The sequence below is a fragment of the Rheinheimera baltica DSM 14885 genome (genome assembly GCF_000425345.1).
GTDB lineage: Bacteria > Pseudomonadota > Gammaproteobacteria > Enterobacterales > Alteromonadaceae > Alishewanella > Alishewanella baltica.
In genome coordinates this window covers 22,397-47,273 of sequence record NZ_AUDG01000001.1, presented here as the reverse complement: position 1 = coordinate 47,273, position 24,877 = coordinate 22,397, and the positions used below count along the sequence as shown (strand labels likewise).

The following is a 24,877-nucleotide window of genomic DNA, read 5'->3' as shown; positions in this document are numbered from 1 at the left end:
ATAAAAACAGGGAATATCCGCAGGGAAGTAATAGTACCAGTACGCAAGTGCGCGGTGCCTTCGTTTTGAACACATTTGGAAGATGTGCTGCGTGAATTCACGCTCAAGGATGATTACGAAAGTATCAGGATGATCGTAAACAATAAAAATAGCAGCCAGGAAGGCAATATAAAATACGGAACTAGCAGACAGGGTGTTGCGGCAGCATCAGGAAGATGAACGCGAATGAGAACGGTGTCCACGAGACACAAAAATATCCAGGGCGATAAGGAAATCTTATCGCCCTTTTCTTTATACAAAAAAAGCCCTAGCCATGCCAAATCATCAATGTCCTTTATGCTACGCAGAACCTTGTCAGTTTTTTTATCAGGACAATCGAAGACGGTATTATCAGTGTCAGCTTTGCCTGTTGGTGTTTGCTGATCGAACAACTTTGCTCTCTTCTTCAGATGAATTGGCGCAGTATCAAATGCATCAAAATGACTTGAACGATATTGGCTATCGCCAGTTTTTGCAGCGTTTAGCCTTACCATTACAGCAACAGTTAGCCGCTAGTGGCCTTGAGGGGCTGGATTTTGGCTGCGGGCCAGGCCCTTTATTAGCAAAAATGTTAGCTGAGACGGGCCACAAAATGTCAGTGTGGGATCCCTACTTTGCTACCGATGATAGCGTACTTAAAAAACAGTACGATTTTATTACCTGCTCTGAAGCGATAGAGCACTTTATTTACCCCGTGCATGAATGGAAATTGTGGCTAACGTTATTGAAACCGGGGGGGACGCTAGGCATTATGACAAAGCGCTATACTGATGTTAACGCCTTCGCTTCATGGCATTACAAACTCGACCCAACGCATGTCAGTTTTTTTTGTGAACATACTTTTATTTATTTGGCGCAGCGAGATAATTTTATTGTCAATTTTCCCGATAAAGATATTGCTCTGTTGCAACGCCGAAAGCATTAGTGTTTCGCAGAAATTCTGGTTAAAATACGCGCCCTTTTTTACAGGTAACAATCATGACTCGTCAGAAAAAAACACGCTCTGCCGGCCCTAACGGCTCGCGACATTTATCCTCAGAAGATATTCGAAAAACCCGCGAACCCAAAGAGCAAACCAAGAAAAAAGGTGCTGGTTTAAAATCAGGTAGTCGTAATAGTGTTGCTTTAGCAGAGCCGGCTACACAGCAGCAATCGGCTAAGAAAGACAAGCGCATCGGTAGCAAAAAACCGATTGCGTTGATTGTGACTGATGTTGCGGAAACTGCGACTCAGCCTCGTGTAATGCCGCTGCCTAAAGCAAGCTTAGCAAAGCCCAAAGCCGAGACACTAACACCAGAGCAAGAATTAGCATTGATAGAAAATGATAATTATCTGCAGCAGCTTTTGGTTCGAGTTGAACAGGACGAAATACTGACCGGTAAAGATGCTAAGTATTTTAATGCTAAAACAGCACGTTTGGAGCAATTGTTGCAGCAATTAGGTTTGACTGATGACGATGACAGTAATGAGCAAATTGATCCGTTGGCCGCTTTTGAGAGTAAAGATTGGCGTAAAGACCTGTTAGGAGATGAGGACTAATCTTGAACGTTACAGCGGTTATACTTATTACTTTAGCATGCGTTATTGTTGTTGCTCTGGCTTTTTATGCTGGTACCTTATTATGGCGGCTGCAGCAGCAGACTCAAGTAGCTCAGCAACAGCTGGAAAAGAAGCAAAAGTATTTACGTGACAGTATTAGTGTCATTTGCAAAGCTGTATGTGAAGAGCAATGTGAATTATCTGAAGGGGCGTTGCGGCTGTGGGTATTGTTGGATCATCTGGCGCCGGATCATAAACCAGATCCGGTGATAACCTACCCAGGATTGTACAAAATGTATCAGGTAGTTAAAGATATGCCGACGCATAAAGCACGGCAATTACAGGCTAAATCACTGACAGCGCAACAAGATGAAGTTAGGATCAAAGCGGAGCAGGAATTAAAAGAGAGTATTCTGTTTGATGCAGCTGCTTTATTAAAACGCGTCCAGCCGGAGTAACCGGCTGGAATGTACTAAGTTACTGGCGAAATATTTCGCCTGCTTTCATCACAAAATTAACTTTACCCATTTGGGTGATATCTTGCAGTGGGTTACCAGGTACAGCAATAATGTCAGCCGTTTTTCCTACTTTAATACTACCAAGTTCATCGTCAACACCCAATAAGCGTGCGCCATCAATGGTTGCGCTAAGTATAGCCTCAATTGCAGGCATTCCCGCTTCAGTCATATAGATAAATTCGCGCCAATTGTTACCATGTTCAAACACGCCGGCATCTGTGCCAAAAGCAATTTTCACACCGGCTTTATATGCTTCGGCAAAAGTCTGTTGAATTCGACCACCAATAGTAGCTGCTTTAGGCCGCACCAAATCAGGAAAGAAACCGGCTATACGGGATTTTTCTTCTGCCCATTTGCCTGCGCTGATCGTAGGGACGAAGTAAGTACCTTGTTTACGCATTAACGCCATGGTGTTTTTGTCCATGTAAGTGCCATGCTCAATGGAGTGTACGCCGGCTTTAATTGCGCGTTCCATACCTTCTTTACCATGGGCATGCACCGCGACTTTCATACCATAATCTTTTGCTGTACTGACAATAGCGGCTAGCTCTTCGTCAGTAAATTGCGGGTTACTACCACTTTTAGCGACGCTAAGTACACCTCCCGTGGCGGTGATTTTTATTAAATCTGAGCCTTCTTTATAACGCTGTCTAACCGCCTTGCGTGCGTCATCTGCACCGTTTATTACACCTTCTTTTGGACCTGGATCCGCCATTAGCGCATAAGCAACACCATTGGTAGGATCAGCATGGCCACCGGTAGTCGCAATGGATGTTCCGGCAGCATAAATACGAGGTCCTTTAATGTACCCCTTAGCAATAGCTTTTTTTAATGCGGTACTAATATGATAGTTGTCGCCCAGTTCGCGTACTGTGGTGAAACCTGCCATCAGGGTTTTCTCGGCAAACGTTGCACCACGCAAGGCATAATCAGCTTCATTCATAGTAAAGCCTTCGGTGTAAACGTTAGCGCTGAATTGGGTATAAAAGTGAGTATGCATGTCCATCAAGCCTGGCATTACAGTGTGCTGGCGCAGGTCGATAATGGTGTCGCCATCTGCAGCTTTTCGGTAGCCTTGCTCTAGCGCAACGATTTTGTCTTGCTCAACAACGATAGTATGTTCAGACAAAATCTGACTATTTTCTGCAGTAATAAGCTTACCAGCATGGATAAGGGTTGCTGCTTGGATTTGCGTACAAAAAAGTAAGCTGCTAAGTAGCAGTGCGATGGGCGTTTTGTTCATCTTATTTTAGCCTGGTACAGTTTCTGGTGTAACAGTGTTAACACAGCTGTGCTGTTGAACAATCGGCTTGAGATAAAGTGCAGGATATTGCCGACCAGTGTCCCCTCATGTAATAGCTAAGGTATAAGGATAACCAGCACTTTTAAGCTGATAATGTGTCTGTTTGTTGCAGTAAACTGCATGGGTTTGCTCCGCCAGTTGATAGTAGACATTGCGACTTAGTTTCGCTTGTAAGCCACGCCATAGCGTGATGTAGGGCAAAATTTGATGCTGTGGATCAGCTCGTAAACAAATTGGATGCTGCGGGCTTGCAACCAGTTGGTGCTGCAAATTAGTTGTTAATACTAATGCGGGACCATTATCAGTTGTCGACCAGCACCAATCCGTGATCAAAAAAGGCACATCAGCGACAGTAATTCGGACTTTTTCAACCGGAGTTTGCAGAAAATACTCCTCCGATTGTAGCAGCAGTACTGAAGCAAATAGTGCTACTAGTGCAGGGCGCTTAATTTCACTGCCTTGATAGTGCCATTTACCTGCTGCATCAATGTGCAGAGGAATATCGCCACAAAATGGCGGTGTCCAGCTTTCAATTGCAGAAGTGTTGGTGTGTTGCAGTTGATGCTGCAAACTAGCAAGATTGACCATATTGAAATAACACGGCTGTAGTGAGTAAACACAGTTTAGCAAATGGGTATGATGATGAAAATAAAGTGGGGTGACTGATGGGGCTCGAACCCACGACAACCGGAATCACAATCCGGGGCTCTACCAACTGAGCTACAATCACCGCCGAGGCATTGCATTTTACCCATATTTTCTAGTGGTACCAAGCTTTTTTAGTAACAAAGCGTCTTAGCCAAGGCTGAGTTGTGGTTTTTATGCTCATCTAAGCGGTTGTATGCTATCATTTTGCTGATTTTTTATTACACAATTCGCACAGGAGCGCGCTATGGATAACATTATCCAGTTCTTTCAAGACAACAATGAATTAATATTTGGCTATTTACTTAAGTTCGTGGCTGCCGTTTTCATATTTTATGTCGGCCGCATAGTTGCAAAAGGCATCAAACGCTTAATGGAAAAAGCATTGCTGTCTCGTTCTGTGGATAAAGCGGTCATTTCTTTTGTCGCTGGCATTGTCTACGCCTTGATCATGATTGCTACCGTGCTGATGGCATTGTCGCAAATTGGTGTGCAAACCACGTCTTTTATTGCCATTTTAGGTGCAGCCGGTTTAGCCGTTGGCCTGGCATTACAAGGGTCTTTATCAAATTTCGCTTCAGGTATTTTAATTATTTTATTCCGTCCTTTTAAATCGGGCGATTTTATTGATGCCGGTGGCGTTAGTGGTACCGTTGATAAAATTGAAATTTTTCAAACCATTATGAAAACTCCTGATAATAAAAAGGTGATCATTCCTAATGCACAAATCACCGGTAGTGCTATTACCAACTTTTCAGCGGAGCCAACCCGCCGCGTTGATTTACTGATTGGTATCAGTTATGACTCTGATCTACGCAAAGCAAAAGCACTTTTAGAAGACATAGTGAAGCAAGACAGCCGGATACTTGCGACTCCTGCACCTGTCATAGCTGTTGCTGCTTTGGCTGACTCTTCAGTGAATATTCACCTGCGTCCCTGGGTTAATGCTGCAGACTACTGGGCTGTTTATTGGGACACGTTGGAAAAAGTAAAATTAACGTTTGATGAGCAAGGTATTGGTATTCCATTTCCACAAATGGATTTACACATTAAGAAAGATACGCAGGAGTAAACATGAAATATTATTCAGTGCTGGCAGCCGCTGTTATAGCCAGTTTGCAGGTGCAGGCTGACGATGTGGCAGGCACCGATAAGGTCTGGACCACCTCAGCTGAGCTTGGCGCCATCACCACGTCAGGCAATACTGCCGGTACCTCTGTTACTGGCAAAATTGATGCAAAACAAGAGTTACAACATTGGAGTAACCAGTATATTTTCAGTGCCTATTTTAAAGAGGATGAAAAGACTGATGACAATGGTAATAAAGTTAATGAAAGGTCGGCAGAGCAGTTTATGGTCTCTGCCAAGGCAGCTTATAAGTTAGATGATGAGTTCGATAAGTTGTTTACTTTTGCCTCGTATACTGACGATAAGTTTGGTGCTTACACCAAATACACCACGTTAGCTGTGGGTTATGGCACCCGAATTTATAATGCGGAAGACAAGTCATTGGATGTCGAAGTGGGTCCGAGTTACTTTAGTGGTGAACGTTCAACAGGGGAAACTGAAAAAGGTATCATCGCGCGTGGTGCTGCGGTTTTTAACTGGACTATTAGTGAAACGGCAAGTTTTGCGCAAACGCTTAGTGTTGAGTACGGTGAAGACAATACACGTACACTCGCCGAGACGTCATTATTAGCTAAGATTAACGGCTCCCTACAGATGAAAGCGGCATTTCGGATACAAAGTGACTCTGAGGTACCTATGGGTAAAAAGCGCACAGATACACAAACATCCTTAACCCTAGTGTATTCTTTCTAACGTTTAAAGAAGCCTGCGATTCGCAGGCTTCTTACTAAATACCTTGTTATTAGTGATATAAGTTGGCTTGAAGCATATTTACGCTATGCTTTGATTATTACGTATTCAACCATCACAAATTACGCAGCCGCCATGATACCCATCCGGAGCCACAGTTGGCATTATTTACTGCAACATCCGTTATGCGGAGCGTTGCTTTATTTCCTGCTGGGACTATTTTGGATTAGCAGTAGCGACCACTTACTAGACTGGTTGGTTTCGGATCGTGATGCGTTAATAAAGTACCAGAGCTATGAAGGCTACTTTTATGTCGGTTTGACCGCATTTTTTGCCTGGTTTTTACTACGACAAAAGCGTTCTTTTGTGCATTCTTTGAATCAATCAGAACGAGCATTTGCGGATACCTTTACTCATGCTGCCATCGGTATTGCGCATGTTTCGTTGAGTGGTCAGTTTCTTCGTGCTAACAAAGTGTTGTGTCAGATGCTGGGGTACAGCGAAGCTGAGCTGTTGCTATTGAACTTTCAGCAGTTAACCTACCCTGGCGATCTGGCAATGGACGTTATGGAATTGCAACGATTACAAGGGGGTGAAATAAATAATTACGATATTGAGAAACGCTACCTATGCAAAGATGGTCGAATATTATGGGCGCGGTTATCTGTTGCCTTATTTACTTCGCCTGGCCAATGTTACTTTATTTCAGTTATTCAAGATATTAGCGAGCAAAAGCATACGCAGCAGCAACTAGCGCAAAGTGAGCTGCGGTTTCGAACATTGCTAGACAATACGCCGCAGATAGCAGTGCAAGGTTATTATGCCGATGGCTCAACATTTTATTGGAATAAAGCCAGTGAACAGATATACGGCTACACCAAGGAAGAAGCGATAGGCAAGAATCTTCTCGAATTAATCATTCCTTCCTACATGCAGGAACAAGTGTCTCAGGCGATGTTACATATGGCTGATACGGGTATATCCGTATCGTCGGAAGAGCTAGTGTTACGCCGAAAAGATGGTTCTTTGGTGCCGGTTTTTTCCGGGCATGCAGTGGTGAAATTGCCTGATACAGAAGCGCAGATTTTTTGTATAGATGTCGATTTGACCGAGCGTAAGAAGCAGGCCGCGAAATTGGCATTTTTATCTGATTTTGATGCTGTTACTCAATTGCCGAATCGGCAACACTTTAATCAATCTATTAGTAATGCGATTGAGCAGGCAGCTCAGCACAAGACACAATGTGCGCTGTTGTTGATGGACTTGGATAACTTTAAAGATATTAACGACAGCTTTGGTCACAGTGCAGGAGATGAGTTGTTGATGCAGGTCAGTCAACGCTTGCAGGCCTGCTGTGCACCGGAGCATACCCTTGCCCGTCTTGGTGGTGACGAGTTTGGCGTGCTGGTGCAATCGGTGCAATCAACCAATGAGGTCACCGCGCTGGCAGAGTTATTGATGCAACAGCTACAATCGCCATTTCTGCTGGCAAATGGCAGTGAAATTATCACAGCACTATCGGTTGGTATTAGCCTTTATCCTGACCATGCCAGTAGTGCAGAGGATTTGATCCGCGCAGCGGATGTCGCTATGTACAAAGTAAAAAGTGAAGGTCGTAACCATGTTGCGGTGTATACCGATGACCTTACCGCGCAGGCTCGGCAGCGGGTGTTGCTGGAAACACGTTTACGCAGTGCGTTAAAACTGGATAAATTGGAGTGCTATTACCAGCCTCAACTTGATGTGTTTAGCGGCAAGATTATCGGTGCTGAGGTTTTATTACGTTGGCATGACGCTGAGTATGGTTTTATCGCTCCTTCGGTATTTATACCCTTAGCGGAGAGTTGCGGCCTTATACATGCGTTGGGTAAATGGGTGTTACAACGCAGCTGCCAGCAATTACGACAGTGGTTAGATCAAGGTATCCCGCCATTTAGTCTGGCGGTTAATGTGTCAGCACAACAGTTTAATAAAGACCAGTTATTGGATGAACTGAAACAAGTGCTGGCAGAAATTGCTGTACCGGCAGAGTTGCTTGAACTGGAGGTAACTGAAAGTGCGTTAATGATTGATGAGGCAAAAGTTGTCGCCACTATGCACCAAATTAAAGCTATGGGCATTAGGCTGGCAATTGATGACTTTGGCACCGGTTATTCTTCATTGTCATATCTTAAACGTTTGCCGCTGGACGTGCTGAAAATAGATCGACGTTTCGTGGAACACATTCCGCAAGCCATTGACGACCAGCAGATTGCCAGTGCGATTATTGCTCTGGCGCATACTATGAACTTCAAAGTGTTAGCAGAAGGTGTTGAGACAGCCGAGCAACTGGCTTTTTTACGTGAGCAAGGCTGCAACTACTACCAAGGTTTTTATTTTAGTAAACCGCTACCAGCACAGGAGTTTATTGCCTTGCTTCTATCGCAGCCTAACTGACTACCTTAATTTGGCTGTAGCCTAACCCTTGTTGCTTCTCTACTTTTATTTGCACGCTGATACGCTGTTTTAATGCCTCAACATGGCTAATGATACCAATCATTTTGCCGCGCGCATTGAGGTTATCCAGTGCACCTAAAGCGCTATCTAAGGTGTCGGCGTCCAGAGTGCCGAAACCTTCATCGAGAAACAGTGAGTCGATACGGGTTTTACTACTCACCAAATCCGATAACGCCAGCGCTAACGCCAGGCTAACCAGGAAGCTTTCGCCACCAGACAAGGTTTTAGTGTCACGCGCACTATCGGCTTGCCAGGTATCGAGCACTACTAGCTCCAGTTCAGCGCTGCTATGTCGTGCCAGCTGATAACGGTTATGTAGTACCGCCAATTGCTGGTTGGCTAATACAATTAGCTGTTGCAGCGTTAATCCCTGCGCAAAACGGCGGTAACGGGCACCATCTGCAGAACCAATCAGGCTGTTTAACCGTTGCCACAGCTCAAATTGCTGTTGGCGCTGAGCGATATCTTGCAACAGTTGCTGCTGCCCTTTGCGTCGCAATGTGTCACTGCTGAGCTGTTGTTGCAGCTGCCCTTGCTCTGTGTGCAGCTGTTGTACGGCTTGTTCAAGCTGCTGAACGGCTTGGTTGATTTCTGTCACGGACATTGGGCTAAGCTTTTGTTGTGTTAACTGCTCTAAGCGTTGTATCCAGTCAGTATGCAACCGCTTTGCTTCTATTTCGGCTTGCTGCAGTCGTTGTTGTAAGTGTTGAATTGCCTGAAGTTCATCGTCGCTAAGTAATGCGGCCTTGAACGTTGTCTCGTCAGCAAATTCACTTTGAGCTAACGCTTGCTGCCAATGTTGCCCGGCGTGTTGTGCTGTGGTTGTTAGCTTTTGCTGCTGGCGCTGTAACACTTGCTTCTGTCCTTGCCATTGCTGTATCTGCTGCTGTAGTTGCTGTAGTTGCTGCAGTTGTTCAGTTAACACGGCGATATCTTGCACGGGCTTTTGCGCATGGGGGGCGGCTTGCTGCATGGCTTGCCATTGCTGCTGCCAGCTATGCAGTTGTTGTGTTAAGTCGTCATGTTGCTCTTGTAAGCGTTGTATCTGTTGTTGCACGGTTTGTTGCTGATAGGCATTTTCTGTCTGTTGCTGCGCAAGTGTATGCAGCTGCTCTTTTTGTTGCTGCAGTTGTTGCTGACTGTGTTCAAGCTGCTGTAATTGAGAGTCTGTTGCGGCGAGTTCCTTTTGAACTTGCTGCAATGTTGCCGCGACATCGGCTGAAGGCTCTTCATGCAACAGTCGTTCAATGTCGGTATTTATCTCCGCCAATTCGAGCTGTTGCTGTGTCAGTTGCTGCTGCAATTGCTCGCGCTGGGCGTGTAAAGCAGACTGTTGCTGCTTTAGCGTTTCCCCTTGCTGCTGAGTTTGTTGCAGTTCTACTTCTTTTTGCTGCAGTTGTTGCTCTGTCGCGGAGCTGCTTAGCTGTTGATACTGTGCTACTGCCGGGTGTTGAGTGGCGCCACACAAAGGACAGGGTTGCTCTGGTTGTAAATGTGCCCGATGCTCAGATAGCTGCATAATAAGCTGCTGCTGTTTTAACAACTGCTTTTTATCGCTAATGTGTTCTTGCAGCGCTTTGTAATGTTGGCGCAGAGTGAGTAATTGCAAGCTTAGTGGTGCCAGAGCCTGCTCGGTCTGTTGCAGCTGTTGCTGCAATGAATTGTGTTTTTGCTGCCACTTTTGTTGTAACTGCAGTTGCTGCTGCAAGTGTTGTAATTTGAACTGTCGGTCACGCCGTTGCTGTTGGTGTTGGCGTAACTGTGTCAGGTCGGTGTCACCCAGTTGCGTAATAAGCAACTGTTGTTGTGCTTGTCGTTGTTGTTGTTCTTTTGCTAAATCAGCATCTTGTTGTTTAAGATTTTGTTGTTCGGCTTTTTTCTGCTCTGTTTGGCTAAGATTATGCTGCTGTTGTTGCTTTATATGAAGTATGCCTTGCCATAATAACGTCGCCTGTTGCAAAGACGCGTTGTGTAACTTTTGCTCTATGGCAGACTGCTCTTGCTGGCATTGTTGCTGTTGGCTAAGCGCTATCTGCAGTGCATTGTGCAGTGGCGCAAGTTTGCTGGCAGGCTGCCAGGCGGCTAATTTTGCCAACTCCGTCTGATGCGCTGCGCTGGTAGCCTTTGTCGTTTCAAGCTGCTGTGTCGCTTGCTGACACGCTAGTTCGGCATGCTCAAGTTGTTCGCGCCAGTTAAGTATTTTTCGCTGTTCTGCCAATGCTTGTTGTTGCGCAGTAAGGGTGCTCTGCAGTGCAGTGAGCGTGGTATTAAGCTGTTGTTGTTGTTCGTCAGTGAGTAATTCAACGGCTGAAGCTCGGGCTTGCATTAATTCCAGCTGATTTTTTTGCTCACGACAATCAATAAATACCTGCGCCGAAATCCGGCCATATATATCGGTGCCGGTAAGTTCTTCTAACAATTCTGCCCGTTCATTGGCATCGGCATTTAAAAATGCCGCAAAACCACCTTGAGCCAATAGCATTGATTTGGTGAACCGGCCAAAATCCAGCCCGGTGATTTCGGCAACTAAACGTAGCTTGTCACTGGTTTTATCGGCCAATATGCTGCCATCCAGTTTGGCCAGTTCCGTTTTGGCCGCTTGCAGATTGCCATCACTTTGGCCGCGCGCGCGGCGCTGGCTCCAAAACGCGCGATAACCAACACCGGCCACTTCAAACTCTACTTCAGCCAGGCATTCACTGGTATTGCGTGTCATCAGTTCATTGCTGGTAGGAGACGTTTTTAACCTGGGAGTTTGGTGATAAAGCGCCAGACAAATTGCATCTAATAGGGTTGTTTTACCTGCACCAGTAGGGCCGGTAATCGCAAAAAGGTTGGTGTCATTAAAAGGCGGCAGGCGAAAGTCTATAAGCCATTCACCGCGTAAGGAGTTGAGATTTTGCAGCCTGACCGACAAAATTTTCACTCTGCATGCTCCATTTTTGCCAGGATCTGTTGATGTAACGCTGTTAGCTGCTGCTGTTGCTGTTCAGTTAGCTGCTCTGTCGCTAGTCTGGCCTGCCAAACCTGTTGCGGGGTTAACTCCGCCAGACTGGTGTACGAGGCATCAGCAAACCCATTGCCCTGGTTGGTACGTTGGCGGCGCAGGCGTAACAACTCTACCGGCAAATCTTGCAATTGTGTTTCAACACGTTGCTGCAAGTCGGTAAGATAGGCATCCGTTTCGGCAATAACCAACTCCAGCCATAATATTTGCTCAGCGGTAATGTCACTCAGTGCTTGCTGTACTTGCGTGGTGATAGTATCGAGAGTGGTTTTAATGCTGATAAGTGGTTGAAAGCAGGGAATAGGCAGGCTGGATACCGTTTTGCCGTCGACGGCAAATTCTATTAGCCACGCCTGCTTTTGCTGGCGTGCTTCATCGAAACTAAGCGCAATGGGCGAGCCGCTATAGCGAATATCAGTATTAGCATTGATGCGCTGACTCTGATGAATATGCCCCAGTGCAATGTAGTCAGCCGGTGGAAAAGCATCAGCCGGGAAAGCTTCGAGTGTACCGATATAAATATCACGAACCGACTCTGAACGGCTGACACCCAAAGTGGTTAGATGGCCGGTCATTACGATGGGAAGCTCCAGCTTATGTTCAGTATTGTACTGCTGTGCCAGAGCAAATAACTGCTGATAGTGCGCCGCAATAGCCTGTTGCAAACTGCGTTGTTTATCCCCTGCGCTTTGCCCCGCCTGGCTTTGTAGCATGTCTCTGGCACGCAAAAAGGGCACCGCACATAATAGCGCTGCCGGTTGTTGTTTTCTGTTGTGTAGTACCAGTAATTGCTCATTAAGCTTGCTACTGCTACTGGCAATGACTTGCGTGTTGAGGCACTGTAGAAGGTTTTTACTTTCGTTTAATACCGCTGCAGCATCATGGTTGCCGGCTAAAATAATAAGCTGACATTGGCTACTTTGAAGCTCAACAATAAACTGATTATAAATTTCCCGGGCATAACTTGGTGGCGTGGCGGTGTCAAAAATATCCCCGGCAACAACAATGGCGTCAATCTGACGTGTTGTCACTTCATTGGCAAGCCAGCGCAGGAAAGCCTTATGTTCTGTTGCACGGCTGCGGCCCATAAAATTTTGGCCCAGGTGCCAATCTGACGTGTGCAAAATGCGCATAATGAAAGGTTGCCACTAACTAACTTTGCGCAAAGCATACCGGATAGCAGCAACTAGCAAAAGGCCGATCTGGCCCTAAAGGGGCAGATCGGCCTTGACGATCCAGACGGTAGAATATTTATTCAGCAACGTCCAGTTTGTTGACGACGCGATTAACATCATCGGTATTTTTGGCGATGGCTGCAGCCAAATCTTTTTCTGCCGCAGAATCCACTTTACCTTGCAAGGTCACTACACCATCTTTTGCATCCACGTTTATAGCAGTACCACTAACTTCTGCTTCAAACAGTAAGCGGGTTTTAACCACGGTTGCGATTTTGGCATCTTTTAGCGCGCTGGTTTTGCTATTATCAGCGTTTTTTGCATGGTTTTTCACCGTTAGTTTGTTGTCAACTGAGCTAACACCATCCAGGTTTTCCAGTAATTCTTCCGCTAACGCTTTGTCAACGTCACTCTCTACTACACCTGTCAGAGTTATGGTGCCATTTTGTACGTCGGTGTTAATGTCAAAAGAATTCAGATTGCCGTTTAACAGCAAGGTGGTTTCGGCTTTACCGTCAATCCACGCATCTTTGGCGCTGTCTTGCCAGTCGTTTGCTGTTACTGCTGTTGTGGTTAACGCCAGAGTCATTATCGTTGCTAACGTTGTACGTTTCATATTGTCGCTCCTTTGTTGTAAGACGAAATAACTAATGCTAATTCAATGCCAGTTTTTATCTTTATGTTTTTAAAGAGAATAATATTTGCATTCATTTTATGTTAATTTTTTGTTTGTATATTTTTCCCGTCTACCGGTAAAACTTTCAGTCGTGCAGGTAATTGGTCGCAGGCTATTTGTAATGCTGCAGTAAGATGCGCCAAGCTAATTTTGGCGCTATAGCTGCGCATTAATAAGGTAAGCTGTTTTAACGCACTAAGTTGTTTTTGTAACAGGCTGTAAAGTTCAAATAAGGCAAGCGGTTGTGCAGTCTCTGTAGTTAACGTTGTATGTTGATGTTGATACCAGAGCTGTACTGCAATCAGTTCTGCCTGTAAATTAGGTGCGGGGTCATGTGCTGCTTCAATGGGCAAACGCTGGGCAGCGTTATGATGCAGCGCAGAAAGTTCAGCGAATTTATAACGCAGGTTGCCGTCGGATACCTGCTTTGCTGCCTGCTGATAAAAGCGTTGGGCAGCAATACAGATTGCTTGTACTGTTTTTAACTGGGCCTTGCCATGAATTGATTTGGTATCCATGTCTTTCATCATCGTGACCTGTTAACTGCTGTGAAGATAAGAATTCATATTCAATTCATGTACCAATGCGTAAATTTATGATTTTATGAATTATTTTTTCATTACGTTAGTGTGTGAACTGAATTGCTGGTAAGTTTTACTCAGAGTCATTGTTAAAATTACAATGCTGACATAGAGTTAAACTTCATAACTGAGAGCTGACAGATGAAACATCCTCGCTTATTTTTGCATGTTCAAGAACCGGCACTTGCTGCGCAGTTGCTTCAATCTGCTGTGGTTAAGCGTTTTATCGTGGTCAAAAGCAGTGACGCCGCCCCATGGTCGGAGCAATTGCTGCAACAATCGTGTGATTTGGCGTTTATTCAGGCAGATCAGCATAGTGAAGCCGATTATCAGCAGCTGCTAAGCAGTAATATACTGGCTGAGATGGATTTTATTTTTGTTAGTGATGGCAACCCGGAGCCTTGGCTAGATAAACTGATGCGCTCTGGTGCGGGATATCATTTTCGTCAGCCCCTGGATATGGTGTGTATTTTAGACACACTGCAAGATTTTTATCAGCAACTCAGTAGCACGCAACAGCAGGTTAAAGCCAATAACTGTATGTTAGATCAATTTGGCCTGCTGGTGGGCTCATCCCGATCGATGCTTAAACTTTACCGTACCTTGCGTAAGGTGGCGGTAACCGAAGCAAATATCTTGATCGTAGGCGAAAGTGGTGCCGGCAAGGAGTTGGTTGCAAATACAGTGCATTTAGCCAGTTACCGTGCAGAACAGCCTTTTATTGCTATTAATTGCGGCGCACTTAGCCCGGAGTTAGTTGACAGTGAGTTATTTGGCCATACCAAAGGCGCATTTACCGGTGCGCTGCGGGATAATCAGGGGGTGTTTGCCCAGGCAGAAGGTGGCACGTTATTTCTCGATGAGGTTACAGAGATGCCGATTGAGCAACAGGTTAAGCTGTTGCGTGTTTTAGAAAGCGGTGAGTATAGGCCGGTAGGCAGTGATAAATGTCGACAAGCTAATGTGCGGATTGTGGCGGCAACCAACCGGGATCCACAACAGGCTATTAGTGATGGGCTACTGCGGGAAGACCTGTATTTTCGTTTGGCACAGTTTCCGGTTGTTGTGCCGCCGCTGCGTGACCGTAATGACGATATTGTCGGCTTGGCGCAACACTTTCTTGCCTATCGCAATGCTCAGGAACAGCAACAAAAACAGCTATCAACGGCAACGCTACAGCTGATAGCAGAGCATCGCTGGCCGGGTAATGTGCGGGAGTTAAAGCATGCTGTTGAACGGGCCTATATTTTGGCAGACAAAATGATCGAACCAGATCATTTGTTGCTGGAGATGGCGCTGGCAGATACAACAGAAACCGAGTTGAACGAGGTCCCTGCCGGTGTGCCGCTGGAACAGCTGGAAAAAGCAGCTATATTAAATACCCTTGAGCAGAATGCCGGTAATAAAACAGACAGCGCACAGCAATTGGGCATCAGTGTTAAAACACTGTATAACAAATTGGAAAAATACCAGCAGACCGAGCCTTAAGCAACGTGTTCCTTTTCTTCTACGTCTGCCAACATCACATTTAAAGACGCGGGCGCAATAGTAATATCTAAACGACTATCGCTGTATAGCTCACCGTCAATAACATAGTGTAATGTTTGTTGGTCCTTTCGGCGGATTTGTATTCGGCGGGCCTGACAATGTTGGCTGGCGGCATTCAGGCTAACGCCAGTTAACCCTGCCAGTGCCAGCTCTGTCAGGCTAAGCAAGCTGTTGTCATTGCTGCCGCTGGTTAACCAGGTGACATCCAGCATACCATCTGCGAGGTTAGGTGCTCCGCGCCCTTGTGCGAGCACAGTGGTAAGCGGGGCAGCATTAGCAACCACCAGGCTGCCGGTATTTAGCAGTTGTTCATCCTGTTGATCAAACTGAACCAGCAAGGTTTGAATATGGTTGGCCTGTACTGCTTGCCACAACCCGTTTAGGTAAGCCAGCTGACCAAGCTGGTTTTTGCTGTCTCTGTCAGCAGCCGCAATCATTTGCTGCTCAAAGCCAACACCGGCCAACAGCAACATCAACTTATTATTACAGCGGGCAGTATCTATGGCGCGACTTTGGCCATCGATGATGTTTAAACAGGCTGAATGCACTGGCAGTAATTTCGCTTTCAGCCCCCACAGCGCATGGCTGAGAGCATTGGTTGTGCCTAATGGAATAATGCCCAGCCGAACGTTGCTGCCGGTTAATACCGACGCGACTTCTGTCACTGTACCGTCACCCCCGCAGGCAATAACCAACTGGCAACCGGCTTGCAACGCTTGTTGGGCCAGCGCTTCTGCGGTGCAGTCTTTACTGGTAGTGTGAATGCTAAGCTGCAGAAAAGGCGATAATAAGCTGACAATTTCAGATTCTGCCGCGGCCCATTTCCCACCGCCAGAAACCGGATTAGCAATTAACCACACCGGTTTTGGCGGTTGGTTTTCAAAGTTGTTAGCAAATTGGCGCAATGTTGAAAGCTGGCGCTTGTTAAGCCGCGCCGTATGGCGAATTTGCTTTATAAGCGCCACGGCTTGTTCAGCGTTGCGGCTATTGTGCCGGCTAAGTAAAAAGGCGGCTAATACTAAAACCGAGCGGCCACGGCCTAAGGCGCAATGTACCAGTACTTTTCGTCCTGCTGCTCGCTGTTGTTGCAGCCATTCTACCGCTTGTTTTAACTGTTTGGTTGTTGGGCTGGCATGATCTAACACCGGGATGTTCAGGTAATACATATCAGGTAACTGTGTTAGTTGATCCAGAGCGGCAAACTCTGCAGTCACATCCAGCACGGCGGTTATGCGTTGATGCTGCAGGCGGTCCATATCGGTGGCCGTTATACGCGCGCCTAAATATAGCCCCTGACTTACCTGTTGTATTGATGGCACCGTGTCAAAGCGTCTGGCGAGTTTGTTATATAGTCCTGCCCCAAGTAAAAAGGGTATAAATAACCAGCGACTGAACCAAGGCAGGCTGCCATCATGCCTTTTTCTAAATATTGTTGCGGTATTAAACCAATAGGCAGAACTCACTACAGCTAAAGACAAGGCGGTCCAAGCGAATAGTAGCTTTAACAGCAAAGAAGGTATCAGCCAGCTGGCAGTGGCACTGAGCAGTGCCAGTAAGGTGTAAACTGAGGCTTGAATCATATCAGAAATGGCTCCGGGGAATTAATGTGGTAACAACACTTGATTGTTACCACCGACAAATCAACAGTCTTTGTCTTTAGCATCTGCCTTATCTTTTACATCTTCACATAAATCTTCAACTTTGTTGCCAGCATCGGTTACTACTTCGTCGATGGTTTCGCCAGCTTCTTCAGCGTGATTATCTTCACAGGCCATCACGACCAGTGCCAGCATTGTTACAATAGCTAATCGAGCAATTACGTTGGTCAATGTCATAGAAATTTTCCTCTTTGTGTTTTTTTGAAATTACAGTTTGGGCGTTTTACCGCGCAGCGCGTTTACCAGTAATGAAATAACGAGTAACACGATAAAAATAAAAAAAATAATCTTTGCTATACCTGCTGCTGCACCTGCGATACCACCAAACCCCAATACGCCAGCGATCAGTGCAATAATTAAAAATGTTGCAGCCCAGCCCAGCATAATGTTCTCCTTAGTGCGGTTACGCACAGATAGTTAATATCACTTATTCGGTTAAGCGAAAGGTGTGCCAAAATCTCTGAACTAATTTAACTTGTTGTATTTTAACTTATTTTTCGTGTGGGAGAGTGCGGTGAGGAATTTGTAGGGCTTTGAAATGAGAAAGAGTTACCGACATATCGGTAACTCTTTCATAATTACAGCCGGGGCAGGTTACAATTGCTGCAATAGGGTTGTTAAGTCGGCACTATCAAAATGATAGGTGCTATTACAGTATTCGCAGCTTATGTCTAACTTGCCCTCAGCAATGTGTTCGTTAATTATGTCTTTACCCAAGCTAACTATGGCTGAGCTACATTTTTCTCTGGAACAACCACAAACAAAACTGACCGTTTGCGGGGTAAACAGCTCAACTTCTTCCTGATGGAAAAGACGATACAGTAGCTGTTCGGCTTCAAGGTTAATCATTTCGTCTTGCGTTAGCGTGTCTGCCAAATTTACCAGCTCGTCAAAATCGGCTTTGGCTTTTTGCTGGTCTACCGGTAATACCTGCAACATAAAACCCGCTGCGCGGCATTGCTCTGAATGAAAATCGGTATACAAATACAAACGCGTAGGTAGTTGCTCAGATTGGGCAAAGTAGGCTTCTAGTGTGCTGGTTAAGCTGTCGCCACTTAATGGAATTATACCCTGATAGCGCTCACCTTGTTGCGGTGTAATGGTTACTAATAAGTAACCTTCGCCGATTAGTTCACGAAAACTGGTACCAGAGATTTCGGCTTGCATCCGCACCACGCCGCGAAACTGCTGCGCATTGGTACCGTTAACGGCAGCAAACTTTACCGGGCCATCACCTTGAATTTGTAAGGCAATATCGCCCTCAAATTTTAGCGTTGCAGTAAGTAAACTGGTTGCGGCAACCAGTTCAGCTAACAGCTGCTTTACGGGTAATGGATAATCGTGATGCAGTAACATCTGGTCGAGGCTGGATGACAACTGTACCAGCTCGCCGCGTACGTTTTTGTGCTGAAATAAAAATCGATATAAATTATCTACATTCATGCTGTTCTCTATTACTGCTGCGATTTTAACAAGAGTAGTTTACGCCGCTCTTTTTTGTCAGGTTTGGTGTCGGGGTGCGGTGCAAACAGGCTATTAGTCTTTCTCAGTTCCGCTCTTTTTAACCGCTGTTCTATGCTATCGGCAGTCTCTTCGTACAATGCTTGTGCCAGTGGCGCGGCTAAGCGCTTTTCCGATAATGCTAACACAGTGACAATTTTTTCATCTGTTCCCTGGGTTAATCTAACCATTGCTCCAGGTTCTACTGTTCGACTGGCTTTGCAGCGCTGGCCATTATAATGTACTTTACCGCCTTCGATCATCTCTTTCGCCAAAGCGCGGGTTTTATAAAAGCGGCAAGCCCATAGCCATTTATCTAACCGTAACGTTGGGCTGTTAGATTGCGATGATGATTTTACTGACGACATAATATATAACTGCGGTTGTCGAACTAAGACCGCTATTATAGGGCCAAAGCAGGTAATTTGGCGTTAAAGTCAAAAAAAGTTGGTTAATACCTTGTAAAATGTTTGGCCACGCTTGTTGGTTGACAGACAACTGGGTAAGATAATTTATTCTCATAAAATAGAAGTGCGCAATGAAGTCGTTATTAAACACGCAGCAATTGACCAAGCAACTGCAGAAAGTGCCATTAAACCGGGTGCAGCAAGCGCTGAATTTGGTGTTGGTTATTATACTGGCATGGTTGCTGGCGCGTTTAAGCTGGCAAGTGTTGCCGCAGCCTGCATCAATGACTCTGCCACCAGCCATGACCCCAATGGCGAAAGCAAATAATCGTAATAACGTAGAGCTGACGGCTTTAACCGGTTTTGCGCTATTTGGTAAAGCCTCCGCTGAGGCAGAGAAAAAAGAAGTGGTACCGGTTATTACTGAGGCACCTAAGACGCAACTCAACGTAAAACTAACGGGCTTAGTGGCTGTGGCTGCAGATCCGGATCAAGGCAGTGCCATTATTGAAAGCCGTGGAATTGAATCTACTTATGCGGTTAATGACAAAATAGACGGTACTAATGCAGTTCTAAAGCAGGTGTTGTCAGACCGGGTGTTATTACAACAAGCCGGTCGTTATGAAACCTTGATGCTTGACGGTATGGAGTATACCAAAATAGCCCAAGCCAACGCCGGTTTAGGCCGCGCTGACGAACCTTATAACGAAGAGCCGGTGCAACAAGATATGGCTCCCGCTGCAGAACCAATGGAAATGCAGCCGTTGCAAGTGAGTGAGCAATTTGAGGCGGCGCGCGAAGAGCTGATGGCGGAGCCAATGAAGTTTTTCGACTATATCCGGGTGTCGCCTTATCGCGCCAACGGCCAGTTGGCGGGTTACCGGTTGATGCCAGGGAAAGATCCCAGCTTGTTTACGCAAATGGGGCTGCAGGCAAATGATTTAGCGGTAGAAATAAACGGTATAGCATTGAACGATATGCAGCAGGCAATGAGCGTGATTAATGAATTACGTGATGCTAAAGAAGCCGCTATTAAAATAGAACGCGATGGTGAGATCAGAGATATTCTGGTAAGCCTGTCACAATAAATAATAAAACTAATTGGTTATTCACTAATGAAATCAGGGCAATCTTCTTTTTTCTCCCGCCGCTCACTGGCCAGTATGCTGGTGGCCGCTGCACTTACCGCAATTATTCCCGCTGCCTCTGTGGTAGCGCAGGAAGAGGTAATGTATTCGCCGAATTTTAAAGGCACCGACATAAATGAGTTTATCAATATTGTTGGTATGAACCTGAAAAAAACCATTATTGTTGACCCACAGGTACGTGGGCGTATTAACGTACGCAGCTATGAAATGCTCAACGAGCAACAGTATTACCAGTTCTTTCTCAACGTGCTTGAAGTGTATAGCTTCGCCGTGGTTGAAATGGAAAATGGCATATTAAAAGTAGTGCGCAATAAAGACGCCAAAACCAGCAATATTCCGGTTGTAACAGATGAAGCTCCGGGCCAGGGTGACGAAATGGTGACCCGGGTGGTACAGGTTCGCAACGTATCTGTACGAGAACTAGCGCCATTGCTGCGCCAATTTAGTAACCAGGCCGGTGGTGGCCATGTCGTGCACTATGACCCGTCTAATGTAATTATGATGACCGGACCGGCGGCAGTGGTAAACCGCTTAGTGGATATTATTCAGCGTGTTGATAAAGCCGGCGATCAGGAGCTGGAGATTGTAAAATTACAGTTTGCCTCAGCGCCGGAAATTGTGCGTATTTTGGAAAGCATTTATAAAAGCCAGGGCCGTGGTGACCAACCCGACTTTTTGGTGCCAAGAATTGTGGCCGATGATCGCACTAACAGTGTAATTGTCAGCGGCGAGATACAAGCGCGTCAGCGTGTGATAGAACTGGCAAAACGGCTGGATTCGGAACTGCAAACCAGCGGCAATACCCGGGTGTTTTATCTAAAGTATGCCAAAGCCGAAGAACTGGTACAGGTATTAAAGGGCGTTAGTGAATCTATCGTAGCTGAAGTGCAAGGGGCTACAGGTGCGGCCGGTGCTCAAGGTGGTCGTGGTGCTGCCGCTAATCAGGGCCGGGCTATTAGTATTGAAGCGCACGCTGACAGCAACTCGCTGGTGATCACCGCCCAACCCGATATGATGCGTTCATTAGAAGAGGTGTTGCGCCAGCTGGATATTCGCCGTGCCCAGGTATTGGTAGAAGCGATTATTGTTGAGGTATTTGAAGGTGACGGCACCGACTTTGGCGTGCAGTGGCTAAATGCCAACGGTGGCGGCACTAATTTTAGCAATGGCAATACCATACCGATTATCAGTGTTGCCGGTGGTGCTGCGGTAGCATCTCAGGTCACCAAAGGCTCCTCTACAGTTATCATTGATGCCAACGGTCAACCTGTTACTACCACTACTCCTGATTCAAACCGCGATTATTCAGTATTGGCACAAGTGCTGAGTGGTTTAAACGGCGCCATGCTCGGTTTTTACAAAGGTGATTGGGCAGCCATTGTACAAGCAGTGCGCACCAGTACTAATTCCAACGTGCTGGCCACGCCACATATTACTACCATGGATAATCAGGAAGCGTTCTTTTTGGTAGGTCAGGAAGTGCCTGTGATTACCGGCTCTACGACTGGTGCCAATAACACTAACCCGTTTCAGCAGGTGCAGCGCCAGGAAGTGGGTATTAAGCTCAAAGTAACACCGCAAATTAACGAAGGCACCGCGATGCAATTAACCATCGAACAGGAAGTGTCCAGCATTGGCGGTGCGACAGCGGTGGATATCACCATTAACAAGCGTGAATTAAAAACCACCGTGATGGTAGATGATGGTGCCACAGTAGTGCTGGGCGGCTTAATTGATGAAGACGTGCAGGAAAGTGAGTCAAAGGTGCCACTTTTGGGTGACATTCCAATCCTGGGGCATTTATTTAAATCGACCAGTGTCACTAAACAAAAGCGCAATTTAATGGTGTTTATTAAAGCCACAATATTGAAGGAAGGCTCGGCTCTTTCCGGTATCTCAAAAACCAAATACAACCATATTCGTGCCGAGCAATTAAAACGGCAGGAAGAAGGTATTCGCTTAATGCCGACGACAGATCAGGTTGTATTGCCAGAATGGGACGACTCGCTGTCATTACCACCTACTTTCGACGAGTATATTAACAAGCAACAACCGGCCGAGGTTGGCACTGACGAAGGGAAGCAAGACTAATGGATGCGCTGGAAGCCGAACAGGTTAAGCCTGCTAGCAGCCGTATCCGCTTGCCTTTTGGTTTTGCGAAACGTCACGGTGTGTTGCTGCAACAGCAATCGCATGGCTGGCAGTTATATATTCATACCGCTACGGCACCCGCTGCGGTGCTTGAAGTGCGGCGGATGTTAGCCGAGCCGTTTCAGATTGCGCGATTGTCGGCCGTTGAATTTGAAGCCATGCTTGAAGCCAGTTATCAGCGCGACTCGTCTGAAGCACAACAGCTTATGGAAGATATTGGTAACGAAGTTAACCTCGCTTCATTAGCCGACGATATTCAGGAAAGCGAAGACTTACTGGAAAACGAAGATGACGCGCCCATTATTAAGCTTATTAACGCTATGTTGGGTGAAGCTATAAAGCTGGGTGCGTCTGATATTCATGTCGAAACCTTTGAAAAAGCTTTGATTGTGCGGTTTCGGGTAGACGGGATCTTGCGGGAAGTGCTGCGACCGAACCGGCGTTTGTCCAGCCTGCTGGTTTCACGCATTAAAGTTATGGCCAAGCTGGATATTGCTGAAAAACGGGTACCGCAAGATGGTCGTATTAGCTTGCGAATAGCTGGCCGTGCTGTGGACGTGAGGGTGTCGACGATGCCGTCAAGCCATGGCGAGCGTGTTGTTTTACGCCTATTGGACAAAAACAACTCGCACCTTAACTTGGTCGACTTAGGCATGACCGGGTCAGTTCAGGAAGCCTTTTCACAACTGATATTAAAGCCACACGGTATTATTTTGGTTACCGGCCCTACCGGTTCGGGTAAAAGTACTACCTTGTATGCTGGTTTAACTGAAATTAACACCAAAGATCGCAACATTCTTACCGTTGAAGACCCCATTGAATATGAGCTGGAAGGTATAGGCCAAACCCAGGTAAATACCAAAGTGAGTATGACCTTTGCCCGTGGTTTACGTGCCATATTACGGCAAGACCCGGACGTGGTGATGGTGGGCGAGATACGCGATCTTGAAACCGCCCAAATTGCTGTACAAGCCAGTTTAACCGGCCACTTAGTGTTATCTACGTTACACACCAATACCGCCGCTGGCGCGATTACCCGCTTAGAAGATATGGGTGTGGAAGCGTTTTTACTGTCGTCCAGTTTATTAGGCGTGCTGGCGCAGCGCTTGGTACGTACGTTATGTCCGCATTGTAAAGCGGCGCACGAGCCAGATAAAGAAGAACGTAATTTGCTTGGTGTGGCGAAAAAAGAAGGCGTTATCATTTATCGTGCTATTGGCTGCGAGCACTGTAACCAAACCGGTTACCGTGGCCGAACAGGTATCCATGAATTATTAATGGTTGATGAGCATATTCGTGAGCTTATCCATAATGGCAAAGGCGAGCAGGCGATTGAGAAGTACGTGCGCCAACACAGCCCGAGTATCCGTAGTGACGGCTTTAGTAAGGTGCTAAACGGCGAGACCACGCTGGAAGAAGTACTTCGTGTTACGCGTGAGGACTTGTAGTGGCAGCGTTTGAATATCAGGCACTAGACGCCAGAGGCAAATCCAGTAAAGGGGTGCTTGAAGCGGACAATGCGCGCCACGCCCGGGCTTTACTGCGGGAACAAAAACTCACACCGGTGAGTGTTGCGGTGGCGTCACAGCAGGAAAAAATGCTCGCTTCCGGTAAGCAGTGGTTTAAAGCGTCAATATCGGCGTCTGAGCTGGCATTACTAACCCGACAGTTAGCTACGCTGGTTGAAGCAGCTTTGCCAATAGAAAGCGCGTTGCTCGCGGTAGCAGAGCAATGCGACAAGCCCCGGCTGAAAAATATGGTTATGACAGTGCGGTCCAAAGTGGTTGAGGGCTACAGCTTAGCTGAAGGCCTGGCTGAGTTTCCGCATGTGTTTGATCACCTGTTTCGCTCCATGGTGGCGGCGGGAGAAAAATCGGGGCATTTGGATCAGGTGTTAAACCGGCTGGCGGACTACACCGAGCAACGTCAGCATATGCGTAATCAAATTCTGATGGCGTCAATTTACCCGGTGGTTATGGTGGTGGTTGCGGTAGCGATTATTGCGGTTCTGCTGTCGTTTGTGGTGCCTAAAATTACCGAGCAGTTTGAATACATGGGGCAGCAGTTGCCCGCATTAACCCGATTTATGATTGGCGCCAGCGAATTCGTACAAAGTTACGGCTTAGCGCTAGTTGTCGGCATTGCGTTGGCCATAATTGGTTGGAAACGTTTATTACAGCGGCCACAAATCAGACTGAACTATGACAGACGCTTGCTGAAGGTGAAGGTGATTGGACGCATTGTATCCAGCATTAACACTGCCCGCTTTGCCCGCACCTTAAGCATACTCAATGCCAGTGGTGTACCGCTGTTAGAGGCCATGCGTATTAGTGCAGACGTGTTAGATAATACCTATATGAAACAAAGCGTTGCTGATGCAACCGCGCGGGTGCGCGAGGGTACATCGCTGAAAAATGCCTTAGAACAAACCAAGCTGTTTCCGCCAATGATGCTGCATATGATTGCCAGCGGCGAGAAAAGCGGACAGCTCGATACCATGCTGGAACGCGCGGCCAATACACTGGACCGTGAGTTTGAAATGACCATGACTGTATCGTTGGAAATATTTAAACCTGCAGTAGTCATTATCCTCGCTGCGATGGTGTTTATGATTGTACTGTCCATCCTGCTGCCGATACTTGCATTAAATAATATGATAGGAAGATAA

22 protein-coding genes and 1 tRNA gene are annotated in these 24,877 nt (G+C 46.4%); 11 read left to right on the top strand and 12 right to left on the bottom strand.

The window, feature by feature from the left end; translation table 11 throughout:
* Window positions 1-313 precede the first annotated feature (313 nt).
* From H595_RS0100235 to H595_RS0100225, 3 genes are read left to right on the top strand one after another with little or no spacing between them, the layout of a single operon-like run.
* The gene (locus tag H595_RS0100235) at window positions 314-964 is read left to right on the top strand and encodes a class I SAM-dependent methyltransferase (RefSeq protein WP_027669378.1); all 651 of its coding nucleotides are present in this window, start codon (window positions 314-316) and stop codon (window positions 962-964) included.
* Between the two features lie 53 nt (window positions 965-1,017).
* Complete coding sequence (yihI, locus tag H595_RS0100230; protein ID WP_027669377.1) at window positions 1,018-1,578, top strand: Der GTPase-activating protein YihI; 561 nt, start codon at window positions 1,018-1,020, stop codon at window positions 1,576-1,578.
* A 2-nt stretch (window positions 1,579-1,580) separates the two neighbouring features.
* Window positions 1,581-2,036, top strand: a complete 456-nt coding sequence (locus H595_RS0100225) for a DUF2489 domain-containing protein (protein WP_027669376.1) — start codon at window positions 1,581-1,583, stop codon at window positions 2,034-2,036.
* Between the two features lie 19 nt (window positions 2,037-2,055).
* On the opposite strand, the gene H595_RS0100220 is transcribed toward H595_RS0100225, so the two are convergent.
* The 3 genes from H595_RS0100220 to H595_RS0100210 form a co-directional block, all read right to left on the bottom strand.
* Window positions 2,056-3,339 (bottom strand): metal-dependent hydrolase family protein, encoded by a 1,284-nt coding sequence (locus H595_RS0100220; protein ID WP_027669375.1) that lies wholly within the window; start codon window positions 3,337-3,339, stop codon window positions 2,056-2,058.
* Between the two features lie 105 nt (window positions 3,340-3,444).
* Window positions 3,445-3,987 (bottom strand): DUF1285 domain-containing protein, encoded by a 543-nt coding sequence (locus H595_RS0100215; RefSeq protein ID WP_027669374.1) that lies wholly within the window; start codon window positions 3,985-3,987, stop codon window positions 3,445-3,447.
* Between the two features lie 66 nt (window positions 3,988-4,053).
* Window positions 4,054-4,129, bottom strand: a tRNA-His gene (locus H595_RS0100210).
* A 162-nt stretch (window positions 4,130-4,291) separates the two neighbouring features.
* On the opposite strand from H595_RS0100210, the gene H595_RS0100205 reads away from it, so the two are divergent.
* The 3 genes from H595_RS0100205 (at window position 4,292) to H595_RS0100195 (ending at window position 8,298) form a co-directional block, all read left to right on the top strand.
* The gene (locus H595_RS0100205) at window positions 4,292-5,116 is read left to right on the top strand and encodes a mechanosensitive ion channel family protein (protein ID WP_027669373.1); all 825 of its coding nucleotides are present in this window, start codon (window positions 4,292-4,294) and stop codon (window positions 5,114-5,116) included.
* 2 nt (window positions 5,117-5,118) lie between these two features.
* Window positions 5,119-5,865, top strand: coding sequence for a DUF481 domain-containing protein (locus tag H595_RS0100200; RefSeq protein ID WP_027669372.1), 747 nt, complete (start codon window positions 5,119-5,121; stop codon window positions 5,863-5,865).
* Between the two features lie 132 nt (window positions 5,866-5,997).
* The gene (locus H595_RS0100195) at window positions 5,998-8,298 is read left to right on the top strand and encodes a sensor domain-containing protein (RefSeq protein ID WP_051219672.1); all 2,301 of its coding nucleotides are present in this window, start codon (window positions 5,998-6,000) and stop codon (window positions 8,296-8,298) included.
* Here the strand turns inward: H595_RS0100195 and sbcC are convergent.
* From sbcC to H595_RS0100175, 4 genes are all read right to left on the bottom strand, one after another.
* A complete protein-coding gene (gene sbcC, locus H595_RS0100190) occupies window positions 8,291-11,284 on the bottom strand; it encodes an exonuclease subunit SbcC (RefSeq protein ID WP_027669370.1) in 2,994 nt (997 codons plus the stop codon). The two genes, H595_RS0100195 and sbcC, sit on opposite strands and share 8 nt — an antisense overlap.
* Window positions 11,281-12,498 (bottom strand): exonuclease subunit SbcD, encoded by a 1,218-nt coding sequence (gene sbcD / locus H595_RS0100185; RefSeq protein WP_027669369.1) that lies wholly within the window; start codon window positions 12,496-12,498, stop codon window positions 11,281-11,283. The genes sbcC and sbcD overlap by 4 nt, the downstream gene beginning before the upstream one ends.
* Before the next feature lie 118 nt (window positions 12,499-12,616).
* Window positions 12,617-13,156, bottom strand: coding sequence for a BON domain-containing protein (locus H595_RS0100180; protein ID WP_027669368.1), 540 nt, complete (start codon window positions 13,154-13,156; stop codon window positions 12,617-12,619).
* A 101-nt stretch (window positions 13,157-13,257) separates the two neighbouring features.
* A complete protein-coding gene (locus H595_RS0100175; protein WP_156885888.1) occupies window positions 13,258-13,734 on the bottom strand; it encodes a hypothetical protein in 477 nt (158 codons plus the stop codon).
* Between the two features lie 204 nt (window positions 13,735-13,938).
* Between H595_RS0100175 and H595_RS0100170 the strand changes: the two genes are divergently transcribed.
* Complete coding sequence (locus H595_RS0100170; RefSeq protein WP_027669366.1) at window positions 13,939-15,285, top strand: sigma-54 interaction domain-containing protein; 1,347 nt, start codon at window positions 13,939-13,941, stop codon at window positions 15,283-15,285.
* On the opposite strand, the gene H595_RS0100165 is transcribed toward H595_RS0100170, so the two are convergent.
* From H595_RS0100165 to hslR, 5 genes are all read right to left on the bottom strand, one after another.
* Window positions 15,282-16,925, bottom strand: a complete 1,644-nt coding sequence (locus H595_RS0100165; RefSeq protein WP_027669365.1) for a diacylglycerol kinase family protein — start codon at window positions 16,923-16,925, stop codon at window positions 15,282-15,284. The genes H595_RS0100170 and H595_RS0100165 overlap by 4 nt on opposite strands.
* 60 nt (window positions 16,926-16,985) lie before the next feature.
* Window positions 16,986-17,180 (bottom strand): hypothetical protein, encoded by a 195-nt coding sequence (locus H595_RS0100160; protein ID WP_027669364.1) that lies wholly within the window; start codon window positions 17,178-17,180, stop codon window positions 16,986-16,988.
* A 30-nt stretch (window positions 17,181-17,210) separates the two neighbouring features.
* Window positions 17,211-17,387: a DUF1328 family protein gene (locus H595_RS23740; RefSeq protein ID WP_027669363.1), complete on the bottom strand. Its 177-nt coding sequence runs from the start codon at window positions 17,385-17,387 to the stop codon at window positions 17,211-17,213.
* Window positions 17,388-17,597: 210 nt separating this feature from the next.
* A complete protein-coding gene (hslO, locus tag H595_RS0100150; RefSeq protein ID WP_027669362.1) occupies window positions 17,598-18,446 on the bottom strand; it encodes an Hsp33 family molecular chaperone HslO in 849 nt (282 codons plus the stop codon).
* A gap of 11 nt (window positions 18,447-18,457) precedes the next feature.
* Complete coding sequence (gene hslR / locus H595_RS0100145; protein WP_027669361.1) at window positions 18,458-18,871, bottom strand: ribosome-associated heat shock protein Hsp15; 414 nt, start codon at window positions 18,869-18,871, stop codon at window positions 18,458-18,460.
* Between the two features lie 170 nt (window positions 18,872-19,041).
* Here hslR and gspC point away from each other — a divergent pair, with 170 nt between their 5' ends.
* The 4 genes from gspC to gspF are packed head-to-tail and all read left to right on the top strand — an operon-like array spanning window position 19,042 to window position 24,877.
* Window positions 19,042-19,998 carry a type II secretion system protein GspC gene (gene gspC, locus H595_RS0100140; protein WP_027669360.1) on the top strand — a complete coding sequence of 319 codons (957 nt, stop codon included), beginning with the start codon at window positions 19,042-19,044 and terminating at the stop codon, window positions 19,996-19,998.
* Between the two features lie 27 nt (window positions 19,999-20,025).
* The gene (gspD, locus tag H595_RS0100135) at window positions 20,026-22,149 is read left to right on the top strand and encodes a type II secretion system secretin GspD (RefSeq protein WP_027669359.1); all 2,124 of its coding nucleotides are present in this window, start codon (window positions 20,026-20,028) and stop codon (window positions 22,147-22,149) included.
* A complete protein-coding gene (gene gspE / locus H595_RS0100130) occupies window positions 22,149-23,657 on the top strand; it encodes a type II secretion system ATPase GspE (protein WP_027669358.1) in 1,509 nt (502 codons plus the stop codon). Before gspD ends, gspE begins: the two co-directional genes overlap by 1 nt.
* On the top strand, window positions 23,657-24,877 hold the full coding sequence (gspF, locus tag H595_RS0100125; RefSeq protein WP_027669357.1) for a type II secretion system inner membrane protein GspF: 1,221 nt from the start codon (window positions 23,657-23,659) through the stop codon (window positions 24,875-24,877). The genes gspE and gspF overlap by 1 nt, the downstream gene beginning before the upstream one ends.